General features: G+C 70.8%; 15 protein-coding genes. 9 read left to right on the forward strand and 6 right to left on the reverse strand.

Annotated elements, in window-relative coordinates; all coding sequences use genetic code 11:
• Positions 1 to 9: 9 nt before the first annotated feature.
• The 3 genes from EXE52_RS11290 to EXE52_RS11300 form a co-directional block, all read right to left on the reverse strand.
• Positions 10 to 387, reverse strand: coding sequence for a DUF5811 family protein (locus EXE52_RS11290; protein WP_089308130.1), 378 nt, complete (start codon positions 385 to 387; stop codon positions 10 to 12).
• Positions 388 to 478: 91 nt separating this feature from the next.
• Positions 479 to 1024: a pyruvoyl-dependent arginine decarboxylase gene (locus EXE52_RS11295; protein WP_049931579.1), complete on the reverse strand. Its 546-nt coding sequence runs from the start codon at positions 1022 to 1024 to the stop codon at positions 479 to 481.
• 438 nt (positions 1025 to 1462) lie between these two features.
• Positions 1463 to 2686 carry a proteasome-activating nucleotidase gene (locus tag EXE52_RS11300; RefSeq protein WP_086216599.1) on the reverse strand — a complete coding sequence of 408 codons (1224 nt, stop codon included), beginning with the start codon at positions 2684 to 2686 and terminating at the stop codon, positions 1463 to 1465.
• 260 nt (positions 2687 to 2946) lie between these two features.
• Here EXE52_RS11300 and EXE52_RS11305 point away from each other — a divergent pair, with 260 nt between their 5' ends.
• Entirely contained in the window at positions 2947 to 3504 is a 558-nt protein-coding gene (locus EXE52_RS11305) for a response regulator (protein WP_089308129.1), read from the forward strand.
• Between the two features lie 114 nt (positions 3505 to 3618).
• On the opposite strand, the gene EXE52_RS11310 is transcribed toward EXE52_RS11305, so the two are convergent.
• The gene (locus EXE52_RS11310) at positions 3619 to 3903 is read right to left on the reverse strand and encodes an amphi-Trp domain-containing protein (protein WP_089308128.1); all 285 of its coding nucleotides are present in this window, start codon (positions 3901 to 3903) and stop codon (positions 3619 to 3621) included.
• A 111-nt stretch (positions 3904 to 4014) separates the two neighbouring features.
• Here EXE52_RS11310 and EXE52_RS11315 point away from each other — a divergent pair, with 111 nt between their 5' ends.
• Positions 4015 to 4407 carry a hypothetical protein gene (locus EXE52_RS11315; protein WP_089308127.1) on the forward strand — a complete coding sequence of 131 codons (393 nt, stop codon included), beginning with the start codon at positions 4015 to 4017 and terminating at the stop codon, positions 4405 to 4407.
• 37 nt (positions 4408 to 4444) lie between these two features.
• On the opposite strand, the gene EXE52_RS11320 is transcribed toward EXE52_RS11315, so the two are convergent.
• Complete coding sequence (locus EXE52_RS11320; RefSeq protein ID WP_089308126.1) at positions 4445 to 5524, reverse strand: aminopeptidase; 1080 nt, start codon at positions 5522 to 5524, stop codon at positions 4445 to 4447.
• Between the two features lie 169 nt (positions 5525 to 5693).
• On the opposite strand from EXE52_RS11320, the gene EXE52_RS11325 reads away from it, so the two are divergent.
• Positions 5694 to 6680, forward strand: a complete 987-nt coding sequence (locus EXE52_RS11325) for a M48 family metallopeptidase (RefSeq protein ID WP_089308125.1) — start codon at positions 5694 to 5696, stop codon at positions 6678 to 6680.
• Positions 6681 to 6835: 155 nt separating this feature from the next.
• Here the strand turns inward: EXE52_RS11325 and EXE52_RS11330 are convergent, their stop codons facing one another.
• The gene (locus EXE52_RS11330; protein WP_089308124.1) at positions 6836 to 8143 is read right to left on the reverse strand and encodes an acetamidase/formamidase family protein; all 1308 of its coding nucleotides are present in this window, start codon (positions 8141 to 8143) and stop codon (positions 6836 to 6838) included.
• 341 nt (positions 8144 to 8484) lie between these two features.
• Here EXE52_RS11330 and nadA point away from each other — a divergent pair, with 341 nt between their 5' ends.
• From nadA to EXE52_RS11360, 6 genes are all read left to right on the forward strand, one after another.
• Positions 8485 to 9615, forward strand: a complete 1131-nt coding sequence (nadA, locus tag EXE52_RS11335) for a quinolinate synthase NadA (protein ID WP_049931571.1) — start codon at positions 8485 to 8487, stop codon at positions 9613 to 9615.
• 1 nt (position 9616) lies between these two features.
• Positions 9617 to 11164, forward strand: a complete 1548-nt coding sequence (locus tag EXE52_RS11340; protein ID WP_089308123.1) for an L-aspartate oxidase — start codon at positions 9617 to 9619, stop codon at positions 11162 to 11164.
• Positions 11164 to 11988 carry a carboxylating nicotinate-nucleotide diphosphorylase gene (gene nadC / locus EXE52_RS11345; protein WP_049931569.1) on the forward strand — a complete coding sequence of 275 codons (825 nt, stop codon included), beginning with the start codon at positions 11164 to 11166 and terminating at the stop codon, positions 11986 to 11988. The genes EXE52_RS11340 and nadC overlap by 1 nt, the downstream gene beginning before the upstream one ends.
• A gap of 109 nt (positions 11989 to 12097) precedes the next feature.
• Positions 12098 to 13051 (forward strand): DUF6293 family protein, encoded by a 954-nt coding sequence (locus EXE52_RS11350; protein ID WP_049931568.1) that lies wholly within the window; start codon positions 12098 to 12100, stop codon positions 13049 to 13051.
• 122 nt (positions 13052 to 13173) lie between these two features.
• Complete coding sequence (gpmI, locus tag EXE52_RS11355; protein WP_089308122.1) at positions 13174 to 14697, forward strand: 2,3-bisphosphoglycerate-independent phosphoglycerate mutase; 1524 nt, start codon at positions 13174 to 13176, stop codon at positions 14695 to 14697.
• A gap of 63 nt (positions 14698 to 14760) precedes the next feature.
• Positions 14761 to 15903: a thiolase family protein gene (locus EXE52_RS11360; protein ID WP_089308121.1), complete on the forward strand. Its 1143-nt coding sequence runs from the start codon at positions 14761 to 14763 to the stop codon at positions 15901 to 15903.
• The last annotated feature ends 153 nt before the right edge of the window (positions 15904 to 16056 follow it).

A 16056-nucleotide genomic window follows, 5' to 3' on the forward strand; every position in this document is an offset into this window, starting at 1 on the left:
AGCCGGAGCTCACTTCGCGGTCGGCGTGATGTCGCCGACCGCGTCCATCACCTGAACCGCCGCGCTGGCGGCGAGGCCGCGGGCGACCTCGTCGGTGTCGGACTCGGCGATGCCGGCGTCCAAGTCCTCCGGGTCGGGGGTGAAGCCGGCCGAGACGGGGTGGCCGGCCGGGGGGTTGACGGCGACCGTCGCCTGCGGACCGTTCGCGCCGACGGACAGCTCGGAGCCGACGGCGTAGCTGTCGGGCAGATACGATTCCGTGCGCGATACGATTCCGGCGACCGCGCGCCGGAGCTGCCGTTCCTGGTCCGGAGAGAGGTCGACGGCCGCGGGCGGGCCCGCGTCCGTCACACCCGGTGCCCCGGCGTACGGGTTGTTGCCGTTCATTCGAAGACACGACAAGTACGCGGAGCCGAGTCAAAAAGGCGTCGGCGGCGGCGACCGCGGTTTCGACCCGACGCCGGACCGCTCGTGCCGGCTACAGGATGGGCTCGGACTCGCCGTACGCCGCGACCACGACCGCGGTCGCGTACCGGTCCGGCTCGGCGGCGACCGTCTCGACGCGCGTCTCGCGGTCCGGGAGGTCCCAGTCGCGGAGGTCGCCCCCGGCGTCGAGCCCCGCGTGGATCCGGTCGCGGACGCCCTCGGGATCTTCCCCCGTCACCTCGTAGAAGAGTCCCGGTCCCGGGCCGGTCGCCCAGCCCAGCCCCGCGACCGCGTCGGGATGTCGGCGGGGCGCGCGCTTCGACTCGGCGCCCTCGGCGCCCGCGCGACCGCCCTCGCGGAAGTCGACCTCGTCCCCGGGACCGATCGTCCGGCGCGCCTCGACGACCGTGAGCCGGTTTCCAGCGGGACCCAGATCCGGCGCCTCCGACACCGCTTCGACGGTCGCCTCGGCGGGGACGACCGAGGAGACCGCCACGAGGTTGTAGTTGTGGAGGTTCGCGTCCGCGAGCGCGGCGTCGTAGGAGGCCATCGCCGTGTCGGCGACGCCGACGCCGCCGGCGACGTGGATGGTGTTCATTACCGGCGAATCGGCGGCGAGCGCGGTAAGGGGTTACGAACCCGCCCGCCGGCGCGGAGAGTATCACACTCATAAAAAGGCGGTGGCGCGTGCCTGCGAGCGGCCGGTAGGCCGCGAGCAGCACGCGCGAGGGAGTCGCGAGCGCAGCGAGCGACGAGGTTGGGGAGGCGTGAGGTGCGGTGCTGCGCGGTGCGGGCGGGACTCAAAGGGGCAGCCGTGAGGCGGGCGCACGCTCGTTGCGCCCCTCGCTCGTTGCGCTCCGCTCACTCGCTGCGGTGCTTACATCGCCTGCGCCCGCCTCACGGCTGGGGCTTTGGCGGTGGTCGCCGCCGATCCACAGTCAACTATTTATAAACGAACCGCTGGAATTTCAGCCGAAGAAACGGGCGCAACAGCACCTCGCAAAAACCGAACTTCAATCACGTAGTCGCAGTCGCCTCAGTACTGGTAGTTGATGACCTGCTCGTCCTCTGTATCCGCGTCCTGAAGCTTATCGCGGGCCTGCTCGAAGTCCGCCTGCGTCACCTCGGTGCGGCCGTCGCGAATGGCAAACATCCCGGCCTCGGTCGCCAGCGAGGCGATGTCCGCGCCGCTGTACCCGTCGAGGTCGCGGGCGACGACGCCGAGATCGACGCCGTCGGCGACGTTCATGTCCGCGGTGTGGATTTCGAGGATGCGCTCGCGGCCCTCCGGACCGGGCTCGGGCACCTCGATGAGGCGGTCGAAACGGCCGGGACGCAGGATCGCCTCGTCGAGCATGTCGAAGCGGTTGGTCGCGGCCATGATCCGGACCTCGCCGCGGTCGTCGAAGCCGTCCATCTCGGAGAGCAGCTGCATCATCGTGCGCTGGACCTCGGCGTCGCCCGAGGTCTTCGAGTCCGTCCGCTTGGCGGCGACCGCGTCGATCTCGTCGATGAAGATGACGGCGGGCTCGCGCTCGGCGGCGAGCTCGAAGAGGTCGCGGACGAGCCGCGCGCCCTCGCCGATGAACTTCCGGACGAGCTCGGAGCCGGCCATCTTGATGAACGTCGCGTCGGACTCGTTGGCGACCGCCTTCGCGAGCATCGTCTTCCCGGTGCCCGGCGGGCCGTGGAGCAGGACGCCGCTCGGGGGTTCGACGCCCACCGTCTCGAACTGCTCGGGGTTCTCGAGGGGGTCCTCGACGGCCTCGCGAACCTCCCGAATCTGGTCGTCGATGCCGCCGATGTCGGCGTACTCGACCTCCGGGGACTCGGTGACCTCCATCGCCTGCGCCCGGGAGTCGGTCTCGTCGTCGAGCACCTGCTGGACCGCGAACGAGTCGTTGATCGCGACGCGGTCGCCGGGACGGAGGTTCTCGTCGAGCCGCGTCGCGGCCTGCGTGAGGACCTCCTGGTTGTTGCCGTGCTGTTTGATCACGACGCCGTCGTCGGTGATCTCTTCGACGGAGGCGATGTACAGCGAGGAGGTCTTCAGGACCTCGTTCTCGCGTTTCAGCTGCTCGACGTCGTCCTTCAGCTCGCCGCGGCGCCCTTCTGCGTCGGCGAGCCGATCTTCCAGTTCATCGTTCACCTGAACGATCCGCCGGTAGTGCTGGCGGATCGCCTCCAGCCGCTCCGCGTCGCTCATCTCGGGGTCGAGCTCCAACCGCGGGCGGTCGGGGAGTGACGGGCTGTGAGACATTCGTTATCCGGAATAGGATGCGGGCGTAAATGTGCCTTTGGGTCACGGAGAGACCGTTGGATCGGCGAGACGAGCGCGACCGCCGGGCCCCCGGAGCGGGGGTGAACGCCGTCAGCCTCCTGCGGTATCAAATACGATAATTAGGAGTCAACGTTTTAGACGGAGGTGAGCTAACACCCGCGTATGGACGCACGAACGGCGGGCAGACGCGCCGGTCCGGCGCTCGCGAACCGCGAGGGACGGACCGGGAGGTCCCGCCAATGACGGGCGATCCGGACGCGACCGTCCTCGCGGTCGACGACGAGCCGGACCTCGCGGAACTGTATCGGGTGTACCTCGACCCGTCCTACGACGTCCGGATCGCGACCGGCGGCGAGGAGGCGCTCGACGTGATGGACGACGCGGTCGACGTGGTCCTCCTGGACCGACGGATGCCCGACATGTCGGGCCATGAGGTGTTAGACGCGATCCGCGACGAGGGGTACGACGCCCGCGTGGCGATGCTGACCGCCGTCGAGCCGGACGTCGACATCGTCGAGATGCCGTTCGACGACTACAAGACGAAGCCGGTGACCAAGGAGGACTTGGTCACGCTCGTCGAGGTGCTGCTCCACCGCGCCGCGTTCGACGAGCGCAGCCAGGAGTTCTTCGCGCTCGCCTCCAAGAAGGCGGCGCTGGAGGCCGCGGGCACGACGAACTCCGACGAGTACGAGGAGCTCCTCGACCGGATGGAGTCGGTCCGCGTCGAGGTCGACGACACGCTCGATCACCTCTCCGCACGCGACGCGTTCGTCGAGGTCCCCGGCGAAGTCCCGTAGCGCGACACGCGCGACGCGGTCGATATACGAACGGCGGGCGGTCGACGGCGAACGGGGGACTGTCGGCGGCGAACGAGACGCACCCTTCTCGTCGCCGACCCCGGAACAGTCCGACTACTCGATCTCTAGCTCACCGTCCGCGCTCTCCTCGCCGCCGTTCTCGTCCCACTCTAGCTCGAATTCGACGCTCAGCTCGCCCGGCCCTTCCGCGGGCCCCTCGCGCTCCGCCTTCACCTCGAAGGTCGGTCTCGCGGGGGGGTCCAGCGTCGTCGACTCCTCGCCGCGTCTGAGCGTGATCGCGCTCCCGTCGTCGAGCGAGTCCGCGACCGTCCGCAGGTACGCGGCAATCTCCTCGCGGCTCCGCCGGCTCTCGGACTCGAAGATGACTTCCTCGGGCATACCGGTCCGTACGCGTCCTCGCGATATAAATGTCGCCGCGGTGTCCGCGGGAACGCGCGGGCGGCGGGACGCCCCGGACCGTTTTGTGCCACCCGCCCGAACGCTCACGCCATGTCCGTCCCCGACCCGCTCCGCAGGGCCGTCGCCGTCGTCGTCTACTGGACGGCGATCGCGCTCGGCGGGAGCGTTCTTCTCCCCGACCCGACCGGCCCGCTCGTCGCGCTCCCGGTCCTCGGCGGCGGCGCGGTCGTCGCGCACGCGGCACGCACGGACCGACTGGTCCCGCTCGGGTACGCCGTCGGAACGATGTGGCTCGCCGTGCTCGCGCTGTCGGTTGGCACCGGCGTCGTCGACGTGTTCGGGACGCCTGAGGGGGAGATCGCGCCGCTCGCCGACTACCCGGTCCCCGCCGCGCTCGGCACCGTCGGGCTGTTCGGCGTCCTCCTCGTCGCGTACGCGGCGTTCGGTCGCCGGAGGGCGGAGCGAGCCGCCGAGTCGGCGTGAGCGGCGCGCGGCGACGGCGCTCGATACGCCGGCCGCCTCAGAACCCGTCCTCGAAGACGAACGTTCCGTTCCGCTGGACGACCTCGCCGTCGACCTCGATAACCGAGTCCTCGCTCATGTCGACGATCATGTCGACGTGTTCGGCGGACTCGTTGACCGCGTTCTCCTCGCCGACCGTCTCCGGGTAAGCCGACCCGACCGCCATGTGGACCGTGTCGCCCATCTTCTCGTCGAACAGCATGTTGTAGGTGAACCGGTCGATCTGGCGGTTCATCCCGATGCCGAGCTCGCCGAGGCGACGCGAGCCCTCGTCGGTGTCGAGGATGCCGGAGAGGAGATCCTCGTTGCGCTCGGCGGAGTGGGAGACGACCTCGCCGTCCTCGAACCGGAGCCGGACCCCGTCGATCTCGCGGCCGTAGCGGTAGAGGGGCAGGTCGAAGTGGACCTCGCCGTCGACGCCGTCGCGCGTCGGCGCGGTGAACACCTCGCCGCCGGGGAGGTTCGCCTCGCCGTAGTCGTTGAGCGTGGAGTTCCCCGACACGTCGAGCGTGAGGTCGGTCTCCTCGCCGGACACGATCCGAACCTCGTCCGCCTCGTCCAGGATATCGACCATGTTCGACTGGAACTCGCGCTGTTCGTCCCAGTCGAGCGAGACGGCGTCCCACACGAAGTTCTCGTACGCCTCGGTGCTCATCCCGGCGAGCTGGGCGTGGCTCGCGGTCGGGTACTGCGTGAGACACCACGTCTTCGAGAGGCGGGTCCGCTTGACGTCCTCCATCGCGCGGTTGTACGCGGCGTTGGTCTCGGGGTCGATGTCGGCGTCCTCGGTGGCGTTCGCGCCGCCGCGCGCGATGACGAACACGTCGGCCTCCTCGTAGAGCGCCCGGCGGTGACTCGGCTCGGTGAACTCCTCCGAGGAGCGCTTGAAGGCGCGCTGGGCGCGCTTCGAGTAGTTGAGGTAGATCGGGTTCGCCCCGCGGTCGCCGCAGACCTCGTGGAGCGCGACGGCGAGGTCCTCGGCCTCCTTGGGCATCTGGATGACCACGTCGTCGCCCGACTCGATGCCGGTGGCGTGGTCGGCGATTATCTCGGCGTGCTCGCGGACGCGTGCGTCCATGACAGCCGGTTTCGCCGCCGGGGAATTACCGCTTTTCCTTCCGGCGTGGCGGGTGGGTGAGGTCGGGACGCCGAGAGCCCGGGCGGCGAGCCGTCGCGACGCGGCGACGGCGACCGCCGCGACCGCCCCGGCCGCAACGCGTTTGCCCCGCCGTCGCGTAGCTCCGGCCATGTCTCGGCTCGCGTTTCGCGCGGCCGCGGCGGTCGTCGGTGTCGCCCTGCTCGCCGTCTACCTGACCGCGGCGCTGTTCGTCGCCGACCTGCTGCGCGCGGTCTGGGCCGCCCGCCCTGAGCTCCTGGTCCTCCTCGCGCTGCTGGCGGCCGCCGCGCTCGGGTCGGCGTACCTCAGCTACCGGCTCGGTACCGCGCAGATCCTCGCGAACCTGGAGGGGGACCGCGTCCCCCGGGAGCGGGCGCCGGACCTCCACCGCCGGGTCGACTCGCTCGCGGCGCGGATGGACGTCGCGCGCCCAAAGCTGTACGTCACCGACGCCCGCGCGCCGAACGCGTTCGCGGTCGGGGGCGGGGCGGACGGCGGCGCGCTGGTGATCGACCGGTCGCTGTTCCGGCTGCTCGCCCCCCGCGAGATCGAGGCAATCTTCGCGCACGAGCTGGCGCACTTGGAGGGGAACGACGGCTTCGCGATCGCGATGGCCGACGGGATCGGGCGCTCGCTGGTCGGGATCGCCACCGTGGTGGCCCTCCCGGCGCTGCTCGCGCTGTCGGGGCTCGCCGCCGCGTCGGCGTGGATCCGCGGGCGACCGGGCGACCGGTCCGGCTCCTTCGCGCGGCTCCACCGGGCGCTCGCAGGCGCGCTGTTCGCCGGATTCGTCCTCGCGACGCTCGTCGCTCGCTCGCGGTCGCGCAAGCGGGAGTTCGCGGCCGACGACCGCGCGGCCGAGGTGACCGGCGACCCGGTGGCGCTCGCGCGGGCGCTCCGCCGGATCGAGCGCGCGACCGATCCGACGTGGTCGTTCGCCCCGTTCTCGACGCACAAGCGGACCGACGGGGCGGCCGAGCGCTGGCTATCGACGCACCCGTCGACCGACGAGCGCGTCGAGCGCCTGCGAGAGAGGGCGGAGGCACAGGGGCCGACGCGCCGGATCCCGGCGGGGCCGTCGCGGACGACCGCCGGGCGCGGGCGGGCGCGGCGGTGAGAGGCGTGGGACACGAGGCCGGAGGATATTGCGGTGGTCGTCACCGCTCGGCCAGCAGTCACCTATCGGCGAGCGACCGGGGCTCTGCCGGTGCGTGCCGTCGGTCCGCCGGCAGCAATAGCGAGGCGATCGACCGCGGCGACGGACGCTCCGACTTACAGCCCGTACTGTTCGCGCGTCACGTCGCCGAGGCCGGACTCCTCCAGCACGTCCGCGGGCACGAGCATGTCGAGCTGGACGACGCCCGGCAGCCGGCCGATCTGGACGCCCCCAGTGAACGTACATCGGGCGCGGACCTCGCCCTCGCTCATGCCGAGCAGCGTCCCGGCGCGGTCGAAGGCGTTCTGCGTGGCGTCGTTGGCGGTCGCGCCCGAGCCGATCACCTGTATCGGGGCGGCGTCGGTGTCGATGTCGACGCCGTGTTCGTCTCCGAGGTCGTCGCCCGCCTCGATCTCCTCGTCGCTGTAGGGCGCGCTGATGAAGGGGAGGTCCTCCTCGTTCGGCAGGAGGACGGGGCCGTCGAGGTCGGCGTCCTCGATCACCTCCACGTCCATCGTGACGGTCCCGCTCACGTCGGTGGTATGGAGGGAGAGCTCGCCGTCACCTTGGTTCGCGTGGAGGTCGCCGACGTAGACCCCGCCGCCGTCGACGACGACGGGGCAGATCAGCGTGGCGCCCGCGCGGACCTCGGGCACGTCCATGTGGCCGTCGGTGCGCAGGTCGAGGTCGTCCTCTGTCTCGACGCCGTAGTCGTGGTCGGCGCCGATCAGGTTCTGCCCGAAGTCGCCGGCGTTGTGCGAGTCGGGCATGGTGACCGGCGGCGTGGTGCCGATGTTCCCGATGAACGGGCGGAGGCGACCCAGCGTTCCGGGCATCCCGTCCGGCTCGTACAGCAGGATCGGGTGTTGGCGGGCGTTCTCGGGAATGTCCATCACGCGCTCCGCGTCGGTCGCGAGCTCGTGGGCCCCGTCCTTGTCGAGGGTGATCCCGACCGCGTTCTCGTGGTCGAACGCGACGGTGTACCCGTACTCGAAGCCGAACGAGGAGGCGTTGGCGCCGCACTCCGCGCAGCGGATCGCGTCCTCGCCGGTGCCCTCGACGACGGAGTCGGGCCACGTCGTCCCGCACTCGGGACAGCGGTGGTCAACGAAGGGGTCGTCGCCGAACGCCTCGTCCCGCTCCGCCATCGAGCCCGTGCTGGTCGCCATGCTCGTCACCTCCACGTCGCGGATGTGGATCGCGACCGCGTCGCCGACCTCGGCGCCCTCGACGCGGATCGGGCGCGTCACCTCGTGGCCGCCGCGGAACGACGGCGTCACCATCGGCCCCCAACAGCCCGGCGGCGTGTACGTCGTCACCCGGCCGCCGTCGGCGACCGTCCCGGCCCACTCCTGGTCGGGCCCGACGAGGCCGAGCGTGTACTGGTCGACGTACAGTTCCTCTTTGACCTCTGTTTGCGCCATACCGTATAGTGGTACGGTATGACACGTCATAACCGTAAGGGAGGCGGCACTCGCGCGGCGAATCCCGAGGGCCGCGAATCCCGGGAATCACGAGGCGCGCTCGCTCGGCGGATCGCCCGCGGCGGGGAGCTCCTACCGCACTCGGGGTCTGTCGGGCTCGCGGCCCCCGGGGAGTGGTCACCGGCCCGCGCTCCCGAGATCGCTGGCGAGACCGCCCGAGCTGTTTGAAAATAGCGCACCTGAACGAACTCAAAGAGCTTGTAATCAGTCGAACAAGGTTATTGAAGACAAAATCTTTTCACTATACGAGTCTGTGAGAAAGCACGCGACGAAAATACACTATGACAGCAATGGAAACCGCTGAGTTCGATACCGAACTCAGTCTCTTCAAGTACGATAATCTCGAACAGCTTCCGCCTGAATACCGCGACTTCGACGAGGCCGAGCGAACGCGACGGATCGAGGGGGCGCTGGACGCGCTCGGCGACGACGTGGTAATCCTCGGCCACAACTACCAGCGACGCGAGATCGTCGAGCACGCGGACTTCGTCGGCGACTCCTACCAGCTGAGCAAGGAGGCCGCCGCGGCCGACGCGGAGTACGTCGTCTTCGGCGGGGTCACGTTCATGGCCGAGTCCGCCGACATCATCACCGACGACGACCAGACGGTCGTCCTCCCGAGCATGGAGGCGTCGTGCCCGATGGCGGGGATGGCCGAGGCGCTCCAGGTCGACGCGGCCTGGGCGGAGCTGACGGCCGCGACCGACGCGGACGTCGTACCGGTCACCTACATGAACAGCTACGCCGACCTCAAGGCGTTCTGCGCCGAGCACGGCGGCTTGGTGTGTACCTCCTCGAACGCCCACCGCGCCTTCGAGTACGCCCTCGACGAGGGCGACAAAGTGCTGTTCCTCCCCGACAAGCACCTGGGGGAGAACACCGCCCACCGGCTCGGGCTCGAAGAGGAGATCGCCGAGTGGGACCCGTGGGACGCCGCCTCCGCCGACGCGGCGGCGGTCGTCGACAACGACGTGATCCTCTGGGACGGCTACTGTCAGGTTCACGAACGGTTCAGCCCGTCGCACGTCGAGCAGGTCCGGGCGGACCACGAGGACGCGCGAGTCGTCGTCCACCCCGAGTGCCGCCGGGAGGTCGTCGAGGCGGCGGACGTGGTCGGCTCCACCGCGACGATCCGCGAGACCGTCGCCGAGGCCGACCCCGGCGAGACGTGGGCGATCGGCACCGAGGTCCACCTGACCCGCCACCTCCAGCGGTGGCACCCGGAGGTGAACGTCGTCCCGCTGTGCGGCGAGGCGTGTATGGACTGTAACGCGATGCGCCAGATCGACCCGAACTACCTCGCGTGGGTGCTCGAAGAGCTGGCCGCCGGACGCGAGCGCAACGTCGTCGAGGTCGCGCCCGAGGAGAAGGAGCTCGCGCGCGTCGCGCTCGACCGCATGCTGGAGGTGTGAGATGACGGGCCACGAGACCGCAGACGTGCTGGTCGTCGGCTCGGGGATCGCCGGCCTGACGGCCGCGCTCGCCGCAGCGCGCGAGGGACGCGAAGTGACGGTGGCGACGAAGGCCACGCGCCCCGCGGACGCCGCGTCGTGGTGGGCGCAGGGCGGGATCGCCGTCGCCCGCGACCGACCGGAGCGGTTCAAGCGCGACGTGCTGGCGGCCTCGGACGGGACGGCCGACCCGGACGCGGTCGACGTGCTCGTCGAGAACGCCGACGGCGCCGTCCGGGACGTGCTCGTCGACACGCTCGGCGTCGAGTTCGACCGCGAGGCGGGCGCCGACGCGTTCGACTACGGCCGCGAGGCCGCCCACAGCGAGGACCGGATCCTCCACGTGGGCGCGGCGACGGGCGAGCACGTCCACGTCCCGCTGTTGAACCACCTCGACGGACGCGACGGCGTCGAGGTCGTCGGCGACGCGGCCGCGCTGGAGTTGATCACGCGCGAGGGGCGGGTCCACGGGGCCGTCGTGGCGTCGGACGACGGTCGCGTCCCGATGTACGCGAACGCGACCGTGCTCGCGACCGGCGGAGTCGGCGACCTGTTCCCGCGCTCGACGAACCCGCGCGGCGCCACCGGCGACGGGGTCGCGATGGCCGCGCTCGCGGGCGCCGACGTGACCGACATGGAGTTCGTCCAGTTCCACCCGACGGCGTACGACGCGGGCTCGAACGAGGAGGGGTTCCTGGTCAGCGAGGCGGTCCGCGGTGAGGGCGCGCTACTGCGCAACGGCGACGGCGAGCGGTTCATGCCGGGGTACCACGACGACGCCGAACTCGCGCCGCGCGACGTGGTCTCGCGGGCCGTGGCCGCCGAGCGCGACGCCACGGGCGAGGTTCGCCTCGACGTGGGAGCGCTCGACTTCGCGGGCGCGTTCCCCGGGCTCGCCGAGAAGTGCGCCGACCGCGGCGTCGATCCCGACGAGGGGATCCCCGTCGCGCCCGCCGAACACTTCCTCTGCGGCGGCGTCGCCGTCGACGACCGCGGGCGGACGACCCTCGACCGACTCTACGCGGTCGGCGAGTGCGCGCGGACCGGCGTCCACGGCGCGAACCGCCTCGCCTCCACGAGCCTCCTCGAAGGGCTCGTCTGGGGGCTCCGGGCGGGCGCCGACGCGGCCGAGGCGGCAGGTTCCGACGGGGCGCCGGCGGACCCAGAGCGGGTCGCGCCCCCGGACCTACTGGACCGCGACCCCGACCTCCCGTCAGCGTTCGCCCGCGAGAAGTCCCGCCGACTCCGCCGAGTGATGGGAGAGCACGTCGGGATCGAGCGCGACCCCGCTGACCTCCGACGGGCGCTCGACGTCCTGCGGCGGCTCAAGGGCGAGGTCGACGCCTACGTCCGGACGCGGACCTCGCGCTCGCTGTACGAGCTCCGCAACGCGACCGTGACGGCGCTGTTGGTGACGCGACAGGCGCTGGCGAACGACGAGAGCGTCGGGACGCACTACGTCGCGGACGACGCCGAGCCCGCCGAACCCGGGCCGGCGGCCGACGACTGATGCTCACCGACGCCGACGTGGAGCGCTGGCTCCGCGAGGACGTGGGGCACCACGACGTGACGAACGACGTGCCGGGCGAGACGAGCGGCCGGCTCGTCGCGAAAGAGTCCGGCGTCGCGGCCGGCGTCGACGCCGCGAGCGCCGTGTTCGACTACCTCGACGCGACCGTGACCGAGCGCGTCGCGGACGGGACCGCGGTCGAGCCCGGCGACGCGCTGCTGCGGGTCGCGGGACCGGCACAGGCGGTCCTCCGCGGCGAGCGCGTCGCCGTGAACGTCGCGGCACACGCCTCGGGAGTGGCGACGCGGACCGACGCCGCGGTCGCGGCCGCCCGCGAGGTCGACGACGACGTTCGGGTCGCGGCGACCCGCAAGACAACGCCCGGGCTCCGCGGCGTCGAGAAGCGCGCCGTCGCGGCCGCCGGCGGCGACACCCACCGCCTTGACCTCTCGCACATGGTCATGGTCAAGGACAACCACGTCGCGGAGCTGGGGCTGACGGAGGCGATCGAGCGCTTCCGCGAGCGCGCCTCCTTCGCGACGGGCGTCGAGGTCGAGGTCGAGGGCCCGGACGCCGCCGCGCGCGCCGCCGCGGCCGGCGCCGACGTCGTCCTACTCGACAACATGGCGCCCCCGGAGACGACGGCGGCGGCTGAGCGCGTGGCCGCCGCGGACGGAGACGCGCTGACCGAAGCGTCGGGCGGGATCACGGTCGAGACCGTCCCGGACTACGCCGCGACCGGGGTGGACGTGATCTCGATGGGCGGGCTCACCCACTCCGCGCCGGCGCTCGACCTGTCGTTCCGGACGGGAAGCGACGGGTAGCTCGCCGGCGGCGAGACGGGCGCCGGCGGCGAGGTCGGCTCCGTTCGCGACCGCTCGCGTCGCGGAGTGATCTGGTGGTTTTTATGAATCCCACACCCACGGTCAGGGTATGCAGACCCACGTCGTGCCCGTCGGGTTCGACTACGACCGGATGATCGCCCCCCTCATCCGGGACCAGTTCGACGTCGACCGGGTGATCCTCTTGGAGGGGACGGTCGGCAGCGAGGCCAACGTCGAGTACTCGCGCAACATCGCGCGCAAACTGGAACAGGACTTCCAGAACCTGCTCGGCGCGGAGACGGTCCGCGAGCAGTTGGACGACGTGTACGACTACGACGCCGCCTTCGAGCGCGCCTTCGACCTGATCAACGCTGAACTCGATCGCGAGGAGGGAGTCGACGAGTCCGACGAGCGCGAGGTGTGGGTGAACCTCTGTTCGATGCCCCGGCCCGTCTCCTTCGCGTTCGCGACCGCGGCCCACTCGATAATGGTCGAGCGGCAGGCGGACCGCGACCGCATCCACACCTACTACACCGCCCCCGAGAAGTACCTCGAAACCGAGTTGGCGGAGGAACTCCGCGCGACTCGCGACCTCCTGCGCGACCTCGACCAGGGGAGCGACGCCGACGCGCTCGCGGACGCGGGCGTCGATCCCGACCGCGTCGCCGATCGGCTCGCGAGCACCACGGACCTCCTCGCGGAGTTCGACGAGCGCGGCACCACCATCGGCGCGAAGCGGATCGGCGACCGCCACGTGATCGAGCTGCCGGTCGCCTCTTTCCAGAACGTCAAGCCGTTCGAGGAGCTGGTGCTGTTCACGCTCGGCGAGCACGGCGAGTTTGAGTCCGTCTCCGAGCTGGCGGAGACGCTCGCGGCCGAGCTCAACGAGGAGTACACGGACTCGTTCCGCTCGAAGGTGATCTACAACGTCGACCGGCTCGGTCCCGGCGGGAAGGGGTACATCGAACGCGAGGAGCACGGGAAGTCCTACCGGACGAGCCTCTCGCGGATCGGGGAGCTGTGGGTCCGCTCGCACGCCGACGAGGATCGGGACGTGGCGTGAACAGCTGGGACGTGAGGTAAACCCTCGGGACGCGGAGCGAACGACCGGGACGTGACGCGAGCGGCGGCGAGCGAGATGCCGCCCATCGAAGGGTAGTTAGCCTCCGGGCGGCACGCTGCGGTATGGAGACGGCACTCGTCATCCTCGACGGCTGGGGGCTCGGCGACCACGACCGCCGCGACGCCGTGAAGGCGGCCGACACGCCGACGTTCGACGCGGCGACGGAGCGCGGGGCCGACGGCCGCCTCGTGGTTCACGGGCGGCGCGTTGGGCTCCCGGAGGGACAGATGGGCAACTCCGAGGTCGGCCACCTCAACATCGGCGCGGGGCGGGTGGTCAAGCAGGCGTACACCCGGATCACGGACGCGCTGGGGGAGGGGTCGCTCTCGGACAACGACGCGGTCGCGGCCGCGCTCGACCACGCGGACTCGACCGGCGGCCGCGTCCACTTCATGGGGCTCGTCTCCGACGGCGGCGTCCACTCGGACGTGGAACACCTGCTCGCGCTGATCGACGCCGCGGCCGACGCGGGCGTGCCCGCCACGAGCCACGCGTTCACCGACGGCCGCGACACGGCCCCGGAGATCGCCGACGAGTTCCTCGCCGACGTGACCGCGAAGGCCGACGAGCGCGGCACCGGTCACGTCGCGACCGTGACGGGGCGCTACCACGCGATGGACCGCGACGAGAACTGGGGGCGGACGAAGAAGGCGTACGACGCCATCGTCGGTCGCGAGGCCCCGAACGAGGCCGAGAGCGCGGTTGCGGCCGCCCGCGAGGCACACGCCCGTGGGGAGACGGACGAGTTTGTCGAGCCGACGCTCGTCGCCGACGAGCCCGCCCTCGCCGACGGCGACGCGGTGATATTCTTCAACTTCCGCGCCGACCGCGCCCGACAGCTGGTCCGGATGCTGACCGACACGCGGCCCGAGTGGGAGTTCGACCTCGGCCAGCCCGAGGTCCGCATGACGACGATGACCGAGTACGACGAGACGTTTGAGTTCCCGGTTGCGTTCCCGCCGGAGATCCCCGCGAACACGATCGGCGAGGTCGTCGCGGACGCCGGCGGCACGCAGCTCCGGATCGCGGAGTCGGAGAAGTACCCTCACGTCACCTACTTCCTCAACGGCGGCCGAGAGGTGGAGTTCCCGGGCGAGATCCGGACGATCGTCGAGAGCCCGGACGTGCCGACGTACGATCAGCAACCGGAGATGTCCGCGCCCGAGGTGACCGACGAGGCCGTCGAGACCATCGCGTCGGACGACCCCGACCTGCTCGTGTTGAACTACGCGAACCCCGACATGGTTGGCCACACCGGCGACTTCGAGGCGGCCGTCGAGGCGGTCGAGGCCGTCGACGCCCAGCTCGACCGCCTGCTCTCCGCGATCGCCGACGCCGGCGCGCACGCGGTCGTCACCGCGGACCACGGCAACGCCGACGACATGGGTACCGCGGACGACCCCCACACCGCCCACACGTACAACCCGGTCCCGTTCGTCTACCTGACGCCCGACGGCGACGACGGCGCGAAGCGGGTCCGCGAGGCCGGGTCGCTGTGCGACATCGCCCCGACGCTGCTCGACCTGATGGAGCGCGACCGCCCCGATGAGATGACCGGCGAGAGCCTGCTAGAGCGTAAACGATAAACTTCGGATCGATTCTCGCTCGTTCCACGGCGTTTTAATACGTCGTCGGGCTTGTGATCGTTCATGACAGACGAGACCACGCCCGTGATCGCGGCCGCCTACCGAACACCGCAGGGGAAAGACGGCGGCGTCTACGAGGACGTCCGCAGCGAGGACCTCTCGACGACGCTCATCGACCATGCGCTCGACGAGACGGGGCTGACGAGCGACCACGTCGACGACCTGATGTGGGGGGTCGCACAGCAGCGCACCGAGCAGGACAACAACGTCGCGCGCGTCATCGCCCTCCTCTCGGAGCTGGGTGAGTCGGTGCCCGCCACCTCGATCAACCGCTGGTGCGCCTCCTCGATGCAGGCGATCATCTCGGCGTCGGACGCCATCGCCGCCGGGAACCGCGAGTGTATCATCGCGGGCGGGGTCGAGAACATGAGCCGCGTCCCGATGGACGGCGACTCCTACGAACACCTCCACCCGGAGCTGTCTGAACAGTACAACATCTTCCAGCTCCAGATGGGGATGACCGCAGAGAAGGTCGCCGAGGAGTACGAGGTGAGCCGCGAGGCCCAAGACGAGTACGCCGCCCGTAGCCACCAGCGCGCCGCCGAGGCGACCGAGTCGGGCCGCTTCGACGACGAGATCGTCCCCGTCGAGACGGACGACGGGCTCGTCGAGGCGGACGAGGGGATCCGCCCGGACACGACCGCCGAGAAGCTCGCCGACCTGCCGCCCGCCTTCACCGGCGACGGCAGCGTCACCGCGGGGAACTCCTCGCAGATCTCCGACGGCGCGTCGCTGACCGTCGTCACGAGCAAGGCGTTCGCGGAGGAGCACGGGCTCGACGTGCTCGCCGAGGTCGGCACGAACGCGGTCGCCGGCGTCGACCCCACCGTGATGGGGATCGGCCCGGTGCCCGCCACCCGGAGCCTGCTCGACCGCGCGGGCACGGACATCGACGACTACGACCTCGTCGAACTCAACGAGGCGTTCGCCTCCCAGTGCGAGTACTCGCGGCGCGAGCTCGGCATCGATGAGGACCAGTACAACGTCAACGGCGGGGCCATCGCCCTCGGCCACCCGCTCGGCGCCTCGGGCGCGCGCCTCCCCGTGACGCTGCTCCACGAGATGCAAAAACAGGACGCCGACCGCGGGCTCGCGACGCTCTGCGTCGGCTTCGGGCAGGGCGCCGCGATCGAGTTCCTGCGATAGGCGACGCAGACCTCGAAAATCTTCTGCGGTGGCGCGTGCCGACGAGCGGCCGTCATCGGCGGCCGCGAGACAGCACCGCGCGAGGGAGTCAGTCGCCGGAGCGAAGCGGAGGCGACTGACGAGGCTGGGGAGGCGCGAGGTGCGGGGCTGTGC

This window comes from Halorubrum sp. CGM4_25_10-8A (assembly GCF_005435025.1).
Classification (GTDB): domain Archaea; phylum Halobacteriota; class Halobacteria; order Halobacteriales; family Haloferacaceae; genus Halorubrum; species Halorubrum ezzemoulense.